11 protein-coding genes and 1 pseudogene are annotated in these 12,607 nt (G+C 68.0%); 10 read left to right on the plus strand and 2 right to left on the minus strand.

All coding sequences use genetic code 11. The annotated features are described in order from the left end of the window. The 4 genes from BLR21_RS20605 to BLR21_RS20620 all read left to right on the plus strand — a co-directional run. On the plus strand, positions 1 to 312 hold a 312-nt coding region (locus tag BLR21_RS20605; RefSeq protein WP_143027796.1), incomplete at its 5' end, for a transposase. A 194-nt stretch (positions 313 to 506) separates the two neighbouring features. Then, on the plus strand, positions 507 to 809 hold the full coding sequence (locus tag BLR21_RS20610; RefSeq protein WP_176929737.1) for a YbaB/EbfC family nucleoid-associated protein: 303 nt from the start codon (positions 507 to 509) through the stop codon (positions 807 to 809). Positions 810 to 813: 4 nt separating this feature from the next. After that, positions 814 to 1,422 (plus strand): recombination mediator RecR, encoded by a 609-nt coding sequence (gene recR / locus BLR21_RS20615; protein WP_030477642.1) that lies wholly within the window; start codon positions 814 to 816, stop codon positions 1,420 to 1,422. A gap of 41 nt (positions 1,423 to 1,463) precedes the next feature. Continuing rightward, entirely contained in the window at positions 1,464 to 1,940 is a 477-nt protein-coding gene (locus BLR21_RS20620) for a uridine kinase family protein (protein WP_256334824.1), read from the plus strand. On the opposite strand, the gene BLR21_RS20625 is transcribed toward BLR21_RS20620, so the two are convergent. After that, positions 1,916 to 5,194 carry an AfsR/SARP family transcriptional regulator gene (locus tag BLR21_RS20625; RefSeq protein ID WP_090007470.1) on the minus strand — a complete coding sequence of 1,093 codons (3,279 nt, stop codon included), beginning with the start codon at positions 5,192 to 5,194 and terminating at the stop codon, positions 1,916 to 1,918. The two genes, BLR21_RS20620 and BLR21_RS20625, sit on opposite strands and share 25 nt — an antisense overlap. A gap of 216 nt (positions 5,195 to 5,410) precedes the next feature. Here BLR21_RS20625 and BLR21_RS20630 point away from each other — a divergent pair, with 216 nt between their 5' ends. From BLR21_RS20630 to BLR21_RS20655, 6 genes are all read left to right on the plus strand, one after another. Beyond that, entirely contained in the window at positions 5,411 to 7,090 is a 1,680-nt protein-coding gene (locus BLR21_RS20630) for an ABC transporter substrate-binding protein (RefSeq protein ID WP_090007471.1), read from the plus strand. Positions 7,091 to 7,132: 42 nt separating this feature from the next. Further along, positions 7,133 to 8,137 carry an ABC transporter permease gene (locus tag BLR21_RS20635; protein WP_090007472.1) on the plus strand — a complete coding sequence of 335 codons (1,005 nt, stop codon included), beginning with the start codon at positions 7,133 to 7,135 and terminating at the stop codon, positions 8,135 to 8,137. A 5-nt stretch (positions 8,138 to 8,142) separates the two neighbouring features. Next, a complete protein-coding gene (locus BLR21_RS20640) occupies positions 8,143 to 9,066 on the plus strand; it encodes an ABC transporter permease (RefSeq protein WP_176929720.1) in 924 nt (307 codons plus the stop codon). 6 nt (positions 9,067 to 9,072) lie between these two features. Next, complete coding sequence (locus tag BLR21_RS20645; RefSeq protein WP_090007474.1) at positions 9,073 to 10,071, plus strand: ABC transporter ATP-binding protein; 999 nt, start codon at positions 9,073 to 9,075, stop codon at positions 10,069 to 10,071. Next, entirely contained in the window at positions 10,068 to 11,174 is a 1,107-nt protein-coding gene (locus BLR21_RS20650; RefSeq protein WP_090007475.1) for an ABC transporter ATP-binding protein, read from the plus strand. The genes BLR21_RS20645 and BLR21_RS20650 overlap by 4 nt, the downstream gene beginning before the upstream one ends. Positions 11,175 to 11,253: 79 nt before the next feature. Continuing rightward, complete coding sequence (locus tag BLR21_RS20655; protein ID WP_090007476.1) at positions 11,254 to 11,835, plus strand: TetR/AcrR family transcriptional regulator; 582 nt, start codon at positions 11,254 to 11,256, stop codon at positions 11,833 to 11,835. A 20-nt stretch (positions 11,836 to 11,855) separates the two neighbouring features. Here the strand turns inward: BLR21_RS20655 and BLR21_RS20660 are convergent. Beyond that, positions 11,856 to 12,275, minus strand: a pseudogene (locus tag BLR21_RS20660) (DedA family protein); the annotation flags it as partial. Positions 12,276 to 12,607 lie beyond the last annotated feature (332 nt).

Genomic DNA, 12,607 nt, shown 5'->3' on the forward strand with positions numbered 1-12,607 from the left:
ACCGCCGGCGACAACCCCGAACGCCTGCACAGCGAAGCCTCCTTCGCCAAACTCTGCGGCGTCGCCCCACTACCCGCCTCATCCGGACGAACCGACCGCCACCGCCTCAACAAAGGCGGCGAACGCCAAGCCAACCGCGTCCTGCACATCGTCGCCGTCGTCCGCCTGCGCTACTGCCCACGCACCCAGGCCTACCTGCAACGACGCACCGAACAAGGCCTCACCAAACGCGACATCATCCGCTGCCTCAAGCGCTATATCCTCCGCGAAGCCCACACAGCGATCATGAAAGACCTCGCACTCACTGCTTGACATCTATAGGAGCGTCAGGCGTGCCATCTACCCGCTCGTGGCGTGGACCCCGGCTTTGGATCAGATTGGCGGGGTCTGGGGCGGAGCCCCAGGAGCAGTGACGGCCACGCAACAGACGCGACCAAACCCCCCGTACGCTGGACCAGAACGAACCCCATCCGAGAGGACCAGCGGTGCAACCCGGTCAGTTCGACATGCAGGCCCTTCTCCAGCAGGCCCAGAACATGCAGCAGCAGATGGCGGACGCCCAGCAGCAGCTGGCCGAAACGCAGGTCACCGGCAACGCGGGCAACGGCCTGGTCACCGCGACGGTCACCGGCGGCGGCGAGCTCATCAACCTCGCCATCGACCCGAAGATCGTGGACCCGGAGGACGTGGACACCCTCCAGGACCTGGTGATCGCCGCGATCAAGGACGCCAACGCCAAGGCGCAGGAGCTGGTGGAGCAGAAGCTCGGCCCGCTCGCCCAGGGCGGCCTCGGCGGATTGCTCGGCTAATCACATGTACGAAGGCCCGGTACAGGACCTGATCGACGAACTGGGCAGGCTCCCGGGCGTTGGTCCGAAGAGCGCCCAGCGCATCGCCTTCCACCTGCTGGCAACGGAACCCGCTGACATCGAGCGGCTCCAGCAGGCACTGCAGAAGGTGAAGGAAGGCGTCGTCTTCTGCGATGTCTGCGGCAACGTGAGTGCGGAGACCAGGTGCCGCATCTGCCGCGACCCCAAGCGTGACCTGAGTCTGGTCTGCGTGGTCGAGGAACCCAAGGACGTCCAGGCGATCGAGCGCACCAGGGAGTTCAGGGGCCGGTACCACGTCCTGGGTGGCGCGCTCGATCCGCTGAGCGGCGTCGGCCCGGACCAGTTGCGGATCAGGCAGCTGCTCAACCGCATCGGCACGGCCGTCGACGGTGTCGACATCTCCGAGGTCATCATCGCCACGGACCCGAACACCGAGGGCGAGGCCACGGCCACCTATCTCGTCCGGATGCTCAGGGACTTTCCCGGTCTGTCCGTCACGCGGCTCGCCAGCGGGCTGCCGATGGGCGGCGACCTGGAGTTCGCGGACGAGTTGACGCTGGGACGTGCGCTATCTGGTCGCCGGAGCATGTAGCGGGAACTCCACCGCGGCTGGGCGAGACCCGGCTGGTCGCGGTGGACGGTCCGTCGGGTGCGGGCAAGTCGACGTTCGCGAGGAACCTGGCGCACGAGCTCGGCGCCCAGCTCATCAGCACCGACCACTTCGCCACGTGGGACGACCCCACGACGCAGTGGTGGCCACGGCTGCAACGAGCACTCGATGAGGTGGCACAGAACCGCGAGGGTCGTTACCGGAAAACCGACTGGTCCCAAGGGTTTCCGTGCATCGGAGAAGGTGACGAGGTCGTCATCACTCCACAAAGGACCATCATCCTGGAAGGCTTCTCCTCGGCCAGGAAAGCGAACACCCGGCTGAGCCTCGCGATCTTCGTGGACCATGAGGACGAACAAGCGAGGCTGGAACGCGCCATCCAACGCGACGGCGAGCACCAGCGAGCACACTTCATCCGCTGGCAGCAGTACGAACGAGGCTGGTTCGCGGTCGACGAAACGAAAACCAGAGCTGACTACGTTGTCACGTCAAGCAGTTGAGCCTGGACGACGGAAGCCTCGGGAGTCCCGATTGCGCTGAGGACCTCCAGCGACGTGGACCAGTACGACCGGGCGCCAGCGGCGTCACCCAACGCGGAGGAAGCGTCGCCGGCCAGTTGCAGCGCGCGGCCGAACACCCAGCGGTGCCCGGAGTCCGAGCCGACCGAGACGGCCCGTAGGGCGCATTCGAGGGCTTCAGCGGGGTCGAGAGTGTCGAGGTGGGTGCGGCCCAGTACGAGCAACGCCTCCATCTCGGCCAGGCGGAACTGCGACTTGCCTGCCTCGACCAGCGCCGCGGTGGCCGTCGACAGAGCTTCCTCGTAACGGCCGACCGCGCGGTAGGAGGAGGCCAGGCCGCGGCGGGCCGAGCAGATGCCCCACGAGTAACCGGTCTCCAGGCCGATGGCCAGCGCGGACGAGAACTGCTCCAGAGCGTCCTCGTAGCGGCCGCCGCCTTCCAGCGCGCGGCCGAGCAGGTTCTGCGCGTCGCAGACGCTCTTGACGTTCTCCAGGTCCTGCGCGATCTGCATGGCGGCGGACGCTTCAAGAGCGGCTTCCTCGTAACGGCCGCGCATGATCAGCGTGATGGCCATGCCCTCGTGCATGGTGTGCCCGAAGTTCCGTGCGGCCGCACGTTCGTAGAGCTCACGTGCGCGCACGAAGTAGTCCTCGCCGAGGTCCGGCTTGCCGCGCCAGGCCTGCACCTCGCCGAGTGCGCGCATCGAGTTCGCCTGCAGGATCCACGAGTCGAGGCGCTTGCCGTCCTCCAGCGCCTCCTCGAACGTCGACGCGGCGCGGTCGAGCTGGCCGAGCTGCATGTAGACGCCGCCGAGGTTGAACAGCGCGTTCGCGAGCAGCTGGGGCGCGCCCACCCGGCGGGCGATCACCAGGGCGCGTTCGAGGTGGTCGGCGGCGTGTTCGAGTTCGCCGAGGTCGATGTGGACGCTGCCCGCGTTGGACAGGACCGCGGCTTCGGCCTGGGGCAGGTCGATCTGTTCCTGCAGCACGATGGCCTGCTGGTAGTAGCCGAGCGCGTTGCGGTGCTGCCCGGTCACCCAGTACAGCGTGCCCAGGGACGACAGCATCGCGAGCTGGCCGAGCTCGTCCCTGGGCGCGCGGGCACCCAGCAGGCCGGCCTTCGCCGTCTCGCGCCACTCCGCCGTCAACGACTGCGTGTAGAAGTAGCCGCGCAGGGCGTCGGCCAGCTGCCACGGCGAGTTCTCGGGATCGCGTTCGACGGAGTGCGCCACCAGCGCGACCAGGTTGGCGCGTTCGACGTCCAGCCAGGTCAGGGCCTCGGTGGAGGTGCTGAACGTCCGCGGCACCACGCCGTCGAGCGGGGCCGGGCGGGGGAAGCGGAACAGCGTCGACTTCATCGCCGAGGTGGCGTTGTCGACCGAGCGCACCGCCCAGTCCAGCAGCCGCCGCAACGCGAGCCGCGCGTCGGCACGGCCCTCCTCGAACGCCAGGCGCTCGGCCGCGTAGTCGCGCAGCAGGTCGTGGAACTGGTAGCGCGACGGCGCGTGGTTCGAGATCAGGTTCGCGGTGGCCAGGCGGTCCAGCCGCCGGCGAGCGTCCTGAGTGGTCAGCCCGCTCAGCGCGGCGGCCATCTCGGGCGTGAAGTCCGTGCCGGGAACCAGCGACAGCACCCGGAACATCTGCGCGAGCTCGGGCTTCAACGCCGTGTAGGAGAGGTCGAACGCCGCGTGCACCGCGACCCGTTCGTCGCCCTCGACGGCCAGCGCCGCGAGCCGGTTGCCGGCCCGCAACTCCTCCACGTAGTCCGCAATGGACAGTTCCGGGCGCGACACGAGGTTCGCGGCTGCGATACGCAAAGCCAATGGCAGATGCGCGCAGAGGGCCGCCAGCTCCACCGCGGCGTCCTCTTGGGACGCCACCTCGTCCGCACCCAGAATGCCTGCGAGGAGTGACTTCGTCTCGTGCCAGTCGAGCACGTCGAGCCGCACGTTCGACGCCGCGTGCGAGACGGCCAGGCCGCGCAACGTGTCGCGCGAGGTCACCAGCACCGCGCACCCCGGCGAGCCGGGCAGCAGGGGACGGATCTGCTCGGCGGACGACGCGTTGTCCAGCAGCAACAGGACCCGCTGACCGGTCAGCGTGGACCGGAACATCGCCTCCTGCTCGTCCTGGTCCAACGGCACCTGGTCAGGCTCGGTCCCCAAGGCGCGCAGGAACCGGGGCAGCACGTCCACCGCGCTCAACGGCGGTCCCGGGGCGTATCCGCGCAGGTTGACGTACAGCTGACCGTCCGCGAAGTCCGCGCGCATCCGGTGCGCGGCGTGCACGGCCAACGCCGTCTTGCCCACGCCCGGAGGCCCGGCCAGCGTCACGACCGGCACGCCCTGCGCGGTCCGCAGCAGGGCCACGATCAGCGACACGGCCTCGTCGCGGCCGACGAAGTCGGGGATGTCCGCGGGCAGCTGCGAGGGCACGACCCGTTCCGGCTTCGCGGTCACCACGGGCGCACCGGCCGAGGCCGCCACCGTGCCGATCGACCCGGACAGCACCTGGCCGTGCACGCGCCGCAGCTCGTCGCCGGGATCGATGCCCAGCTCGTCGCCCAGCAACCGCGAAACGCGCTGGTAGGCGGCCAGCGCCTCACTTTGGCGGCCGGACCGGTACAGCGCGACCATCAGCTGCGCCCAGAACCGTTCGCGCAACGGGTGTTCGCTGGTCAGCCGGGACAACTCCGCGACCAGCTCGCCGTGGCGGCCCAGTTCGAGATCGACCTCGACCCGGCGTTCCAGCACGTGCAGGCGGCGTTCGTTGAGCCGCGGCACCTCGTCGCGGTGCAGGATCTCCGACGGCACGTCGACCAGGGCCGGACCTCGCCACAGGCCCAGCGCGGCGGCGAACGCGGCCGACGCGGCCCGAAGGTTCCCGGCGGCGCGCTCCTGCTCGCCCTGGTCGATCAGGGGTTCGAAGCGCATCAGGTCGATGGTCTTCTCGTCGACGTCGATCAGGTACCCGTCGGGCACGGTCCTGATCGGCACGGACGGCCCGAGCAGCTGTCTGAGACGCATCACATATGTCTGAAGTGTCGCTCTCGCCCGTGCGGGTGGATCTTCACCCCACACGTTGGCGGCGAGTTCGTCGACGGACACCGACGTGCCCGCGCGCAGCAACAGCGACACGAGCAACGCTCGTTGCCGGCCTGCCCTGACCAGCAGTGGTTCGGCGTCGAGGAGGACCTGGAGGGGGCCGAGCACGCGGAACTCGACCAGTCTGCTCATGGGACCTCCTCCGCGTGTCGTTGTTGTTTCTACAGCCTAGGAGAGCGTTCGACGCATCAGACGTGGTCACGTTGGGTCAGCGGGCATGCGCCGGACGTATCAGAATGCCTGGTCTAGTGGCCGGATCGTGACCTGAGTAACCCCGGAGGGGGTATCTACAACGGTTATGGTCGGCGACCACACCGTGAGATGTGCGGATTGTCCAAGGGGTGTTTGATGGTCCACTCAGTAACGGCTCGCCGCCGTTGGGTCGCCGCGATCGGCTTCCTCAGCGTCAGCGCGCTCGCCCTGTCCGGTTGCGCGCAATCCCAGCGCGACTCTGGCGGCGGCGGCAAGGAAGGCGGCACGCTGACCTTCGGCGCTGCCGGCGCGCCGAAGCTCTTCGACCCGTTCTACGCGACCGACGGCGAGACCTTCCGGGTCTCCCGCCAGATGTTCGAAGGTCTGGTCGGCTTCAAGCCGGGCACCGCCGAGGTCGAGCCCGCGCTGGCCACGAAGTACGAGCCGAGCGCCGACGGCAAGACGTGGACGTTCACCCTCAAGGAGGGTGTGAAGTTCCACGATGGCACCGAGTTCAACGCCGAGGCCGTCTGCTTCAACTTCAACCGCTGGTACAACCAGAAGGGCGCCGGCCAGTCCGACGCCGTCTCGCAGTACTGGCTGGACAACTTCGGCGGGTTCGCGACCACGCCGGACAAGCCCTCGCTGTTCAAGGCCTGCACGGCCAAGGACGCCAAGACCGCGGTGGTCGAGCTGAACGAGGTCACCTCGCAGTTCCCGTCGGTCCTCGGCTTCACGTCGTTCTCGATGTCGAGCCCCGAGGCGCTGAAGAAGTACGACGCCGACAACGTCCAGGCCGCCGGTGACGCGTTCACTTACCCGGCCTACGCGAACGAGCACCCGACCGGCACGGGCCCGTTCAAGTTCGGCAAGTACGACAAGGCCAACAACACCGTGGAGCTCGTGAAGAACGACGACTACCACGGCACCAAGGCCAAGCTGGACAAGATCGTCTTCAAGATCATCCCGGACGAGACCGCCCGTAAGCAGGCGCTCAAGGCCGGCGACATCGACGGTTACGACCTGCCGAACGCCGCCGACTGGGCCGGTCTGAAGACCGACGGCTTCAACGTCGCGATCCGTCCGGCGTTCAACGTTCTCTACCTGGGCATCAACCAGAAGAACAACCCGAAGCTGCAGGACCTCAAGGTCCGCCAGGCGCTGATGTACGCGATCAACCGCGAGCAGCTGGTCAAGTCGCAGCTGCCGGAGGGCGCCAAGGTCGCCACGCAGTTCATGCCGGACACCGTCAACGGCTACAACAAGTCGGTCCCCGAGGTGAAGTACGACCTCGAGAAGGCCAAGTCGCTGCTGGCCGAGGCGGGCGCGTCCGACCTGACGCTGAAGTTCTACTGGCCGTCCGAGGTCACCCGCCCGTACATGCCGTCGCCGAAGGACATCTTCGGTGCGATCTCCGGTGACCTGCAGAAGGCGGGCATCAAGATCGAGACGGTCACCAAGCCGTGGAACGGCGGCTACCTGACCGACGTCGACCAGGGCATTCCGGACCTGCACCTGCTCGGCTGGACCGGCGACAACGGCACCGCGCACAACTGGGTCGGCACGTTCTTCGGCCGCACCGACAACCGCTTCAACACCGGCGCGTCGCCGTGGGGCAAGACGCTCGCGGACGAGCTCGCGAAGGCCAGCTCCGAGCCGGACGAGGCCAAGCGCACCCAGATGTACGAGGACCTCAACAAGAAGATCATGGAGGAGTACCTTCCCGCCGTCCCGGTCTCGCACTCCCCGCCCGCTCTGGTGTTGAAGTCGGACATCAAGGGTGTCGTGCCCAGCCCGTTGACCGACGAGAGGTTCGGCTCGGCCTCGAAAGGCTGAGCGAACTAGCTCCCACCACAAGAGAACAACGGGGTAGCTCAAGTGCTCCGCTACACCATTCGACGGCTGATCCAGCTGGTCGGCGTGGTGCTGGTGCTCTCGCTGCTGCTCTTCGCGTGGATGCGACTCCTCCCAGGAGGGCCGGTTTCGGCCCTCCTGGGAGAGCGCGCTACGCCGGAGTCGCGAGAAGCCCTCACCAAGCAACTCGGCCTCGATCAGCCGATCATCGTGCAGTACTTCAAGTTCCTGGGGCGTGCGGCGTCCGGTGACTTCGGCGTCTCCACCGGTGTTCAGCCCGGTGACTCGGCCCTCGACATCTTCGTCCAGCGGTTCCCCGCGACGATCGAGCTCAGCTTCTTCGCGATCGTGATCGCGATCCTCGTCGGCGTTCCGCTCGGTTACCTCGCCGCGAAGCGTCGCGGCGGCCTGTTCGACAACCTCAGCGTCGTCGGCTCGCTCATCGGCGTTGCCGTGCCGGTGTTCTTCCTGGCCTACGTGCTTAAGGACGCGGCTTCGGCCGCTCTCGGCCTTCCCTCGTTCGGCCGCCAGGGCGACATCAACGCCACACGCGTCACCGGCTTCTTCACCCTCGACGGCATCATCACCGGTGAGTTCGACGCGACACTCGACGCGCTGAAGCACCTGATCCTGCCGGCCATCGCACTCGCCACGATCCCGTTCGCGGTGATCTTCCGGATCACCAGGGCGGCCGTGCTCGACGTGCTCGACGAGGACTTCGTGCGCACCGCCGAGTCGAAGGGCCTCACCGCATCGGTGATCCGCCGCCGGCACGTGCTGCGCAACTCGATGCTGCCGGTCGTCACGACGATCGGTCTGCAGACCGGCGCACTGCTCTCCGGCGCGGTGCTCACCGAGAAGGTGTTCGTGATCCCAGGGGTCGGCCAGGCGCTGGCCATCGGGTTCGAACGGCGTGACTACCCGGTGCTGCTGCTGTTGATCATCATGGCCACGATCGTCTACGTCGTGGTCAACCTGTTGGTCGACCTCTCGTACGCGCTCATCGACCCGCGCATCAGGACGAGGTGAGCGCAGTGGCACTCGGAGTCTCCAAGAAGGAAAAGATCGACGACCTCGCCGACACCGCGGGCGTGTCGCTCGCGGCCAGCGCGTGGAAGCGGCTTCGGCGCAGCCCGGTGTTCCTCATCGGCGCGACCATCATCGGCATCTTCATCATGGTGTCGCTGCTGTCGCCGTGGCTCGCCCCGCACGACCCGTCCGACAAGATGCTGATCGAACAGGTCGTCAAGGCGCGCAACGAGATCCCGCCCGCCCAGCCGGGCCACCCGCTCGGTGGTGACCTGCAGGGCCGCGACTTCTTCTCGCGCCTGCTGGTCGGCTCGCAGCAGACGTTGATCGTCGGTGTGGGCGCGACGCTGATCGGTCTCACCGGCGGCCTGATCCTGGGCACGCTCGCGGGCGCCATCGGCGGCTGGGTCGACTCGGTCGTCATGCGCCTGGTCGACGTCATGCTGTCGCTGCCGTCGCTGCTGCTGGCGTTCTCGATCGCGGCGATGTTCGCGCGGCCGAGCCAGTTCACCGTGATCCTCGCGGTCGCGATCGTGCAGATACCCGTGTTCGCGCGATTGCTCAGAGGGTCGATGCTCGCGCAACGGCACAGCGATCACGTGCTGGCGGCCACGGCGCTCGGCGTCAAGAAGGGCGCGATCGTGTTCCGGCACATGCTGCCGAACTCGCTCAGCCCGGTGATCGTGCAGTCCACGCTCGTCCTGGCCACCGCGATCATCGAGGCGGCCGCGCTGTCGTTCCTCGGTCTCGGCAACCCGGACGACCGGATCCCGGAGTGGGGGCAGATGCTCGGCGACGTGCAGAACGTCTTCGACACGCATCCGCACCTCGCCGCGTGGCCCGCGGTCTGCATCATCATCGTCGCGCTCGGTTTCACGCTCATGGGCGAGACCTTGCGGGAAGCCCTCGACCCGAAGAACAGGCGGTGAGTCGTCGTGGCACTCCTCGAAGTTCGTGACCTCACCGTCGTGTTCCAGCGTCGTGGCGAGGAACCGTTCCGCGCGGTCGACGGCGTCAGCTTCGACGTCGAGCCCGGCCAGACCGTCGGCCTCGTCGGCGAGTCGGGCTGCGGCAAGTCGGTGACCTCGCTGGCGATCATGGGTCTGCTGCCCAAGCGCGGCGCCACGGTCACCGGCACCGTGACCTACGACGGCACGGATCTGCTGAAGCTGTCGGACAAGCAGATGCGCGACAAGCGCGGCAGTGAGCTCGGCATGGTCTTCCAGGACCCGCTGTCGTCGCTCAACCCGGTCATCCCGATCGGCCTGCAGGTCACCGAGGTGCTCGAACGGCACCGCGGCCTGGCCCGCAAGGAAGCCATGATCGAGGCGAAGAACCTGCTCGACAAGGTCGGCATCCCGGACCCGAACCGCCGGCTCAAGGAGTACCCGCACCAGCTCTCCGGCGGTATGCGGCAGCGCGCGCTCATCGCGATCGCGCTGGCGTGCCGGCCGAAGCTGCTGATCGCGGACGAGCCGACGACGGCGCTGGACGTGACCATCCAGGCCCAGATCCTGGCTGTGATGAAGGAACTGGTGCAGGACCTCGGCACTGCCTTGGTGATGATCACCCACGACCTGGGTGTCGTCGCGGGCCTGTGCGACGAGGTCAACGTGCTGTACGGCGGCAAGGTGGTCGAGAAGGCCGACCGGCACCCGCTCTTCGCGGAGCCGCGCCACCCGTACACGCACGGCCTGCTGGCCTCGATTCCGCGCCTCGACGCGGCGCCCGGCGAGAAGCTGACGCCGATCAGGGGTTCCGTCGCGGACAACATCCCGTGGGCTCAGGGCTGCGCGTTCGCACCCAGGTGCCCGAACGCGCTGGACGTGTGCGTTCAGGTCACGCCCGCGGAAGAGGACCAGCTGGGTCGTCTGCTCCGCTGCCACAACCCGGTGGTGCCGGGAACTCCCGCCGCCGAGGAGGTGCCGGTATGAGCGAGACCCTGGTTTCCGTGCAGGACATGAAGGTGCACTTCCCGATCAAGCGGGGCGTGTTCATGGACCGCACCGTCGGCTACGTCTACGCGGTCGACGGCGTCGACCTGGAGATCAAGCGCGGCGAGACGTACGGTCTGGTCGGCGAGTCCGGTTGCGGCAAGTCCACCCTCGGGCGGGCGATGCTGCGGCTCAACGAGCCGACCGCGGGCAAGATGGTCTTCGACGGTCAGGACTTCTCCGCCCTCAAGGGCGAGGAGCTGCGCAGGATGCGGCGCCGGATCCAGATGGTGTTCCAGGACCCGCTGTCCTCTTTGGACCCGCGGCAGTCCGTGGAGTCCATCCTGATCGAGGGCCTGCGGGCGCACGGCCTGGACAAGGGCAAGGAGTCGACCAACAAGCGGCTTCGCGACCTGCTCACGGCCGTCGGCCTGCCGACCACGGCGCTGCGCAAGTACCCGCACGAGTTCTCGGGTGGTCAGCGGCAGCGCATCGGCATCGCGCGGGCCCTGGCCCTCGAGCCGGACCTGATCGTCGCCGACGAGCCGGTGTCCGCACTGGACGTGTCGGTGCAGGCGCAGGTCGTGAACCTGATGGAGCAGCTCCAGGAGCAGTTCGGCCTGACCTACCTGGTGATCGCGCACGACCTCGCGGTCGTGAAGCACATCTCCGACCGTGTGGGCGTGATGTACCTCGGCGGCCTGGTCGAGGAGGCCTCCGCCGCGGACCTCTACGCGGAGCCGCTGCACCCGTACACGCGGGCGCTGCTGTCGGCGATCCCGGTGCCCGACCCCGTGGTCGAGGACCGGCGCGAACGGATCCTGCTCGCGGGCGACCTCCCGTCGCCGGCGAACCCGCCCAGCGGCTGCCGGTTCCACACTCGGTGCCCGTGGCGGCAGGAGACTCGCTGCGACACCGAACGCCCGGTGCTGCGCGAGCTCAAGCCGGGTCACAAGGTGGCGTGCCACTGGGCCGAGCAGATCCAGTCCGGCCAGATCCAGCCGCACGAGGTGCAGCCGATCCTGGTGGAGGAGGGCGACGGCCTGTCGCCCGACGTCCCGCTCGTGGGACCGGCTTCGGTGACCGAAGCGCTCAACCCGTAGTTCGTGTTCTCCGGCCGGGGCCACCTCACTTCGAGGTGGCCCCGTTCGTTTCTCCAGGGCACTGCGTTGTCCTCGGTGGATGGACAGTCGTGGGTCGATCCTTCTGAGAGCTGCGGAGATCGCGTCCGTCGACGGGCTCGAAGGAGTCACGATCGGGCGGCTCGCGGTCGAGCTCGGCATGAGCAAGAGCGGGGTGTTCTCGCACTTCGGCGCGAAGGAAGAACTGCAGATCTGCGCCGTGCACACGGCCGCGGAGATCTTCGCGCGCGAGGTCGTGATGGCGGGCGGAACGCTCCTGGACCTGAGCGAACGCTGGCTCGACTACTCGAAGCGGCGCGTGTTCCCCGGCGGCTGCTTCTTCGTCGTGACCCGCTCGGAGTTCGCCGCTCGTCCCGGCCGCGTGCGCGACGCGTTGATGCTCTTCAACCTGCGCTGGATCTCACTGCTGGAACGGCTGTGCGGCGACGCCCAGCTGGCGTTCGAGGTGGACGCCCTGCTGGCGGCCGCGGACCGGTTCGCGGTGCTCTACGACGACGCCTCGGCGTACGAGAGAGTGCGGTTGGCGTTGCGCGCACGGATCGCCATGCCGATCGGGACGGAGATGAGCGTGGCCACGCCGAACGACAACAGCATCGCGAGCCACGTCTCGTCGACGAGCTGACCGCCGATGTACCCCACGGTGGCGGGGTAGAGGCTCCACAGCGCCGACCCGAGCGCCGCGACCGGCACGAACCGGCGCAGCGGCCACTTCAGCGCCCCCGTCAGCAGTGCCCCGACGATGCCACCCGCGGGCAGGAACCGTGCCGCGATGAGGATCGTCTCGCCCTTCGTCGCGAGCTGGTCGGCCGTCCAGACGACCATCGACCGCGCCTTGGCGTTCCTGTTGACCTTGTCGAGGGCCCGCATCCCCATCCGGCGCCCCGCGGTAAAGTTGATCATGTCGCTGAGCAGGCAGCCGGCCGCGGCGACGAGCACGACCAGGTAGAGCGGCACCTCACCGGACGCCGCCAGGACGCCGGCGCCGATGAGCACGGCCTCCGTCGGTGCCAGCGGCACGACGGCGACCAGGAACAGCACTACGAGGCTGGCTGCGGTGCTCATGATCGGTGAACGTACGTGACCCAGGTGAACAATCCCGACCTGGGTGTTTCTTCAGCGTGCCCACAGGTAGCACGCCCGGCTCGTCCGAACGGCCCTGTCCGTTGACCGAAAGGGCATGACTGGGCGTGACCCGGGAAGGTTTCCCGGCACCAATCCCGGTCGCCGCCGGCCTTCTCCCCGGACGGGTGCGTGATCCGTTCGAGGGCCGCACATGCCAGCAGGCCAGGTGTGATCCAGGCCATATGCGTCGAGCGGTCACGTCGTGACTGCCGATGACCGCTCGGTTCTGCCGGAAGACCTCCGACCTGTCATCGATTCATCCAGTGCTTCTG

Origin of the sequence: Lentzea albidocapillata subsp. violacea, from assembly GCF_900100275.1 — a bacterium.
Classification (GTDB): Bacteria; Actinomycetota; Actinomycetes; order Mycobacteriales; family Pseudonocardiaceae; genus Lentzea; species Lentzea violacea.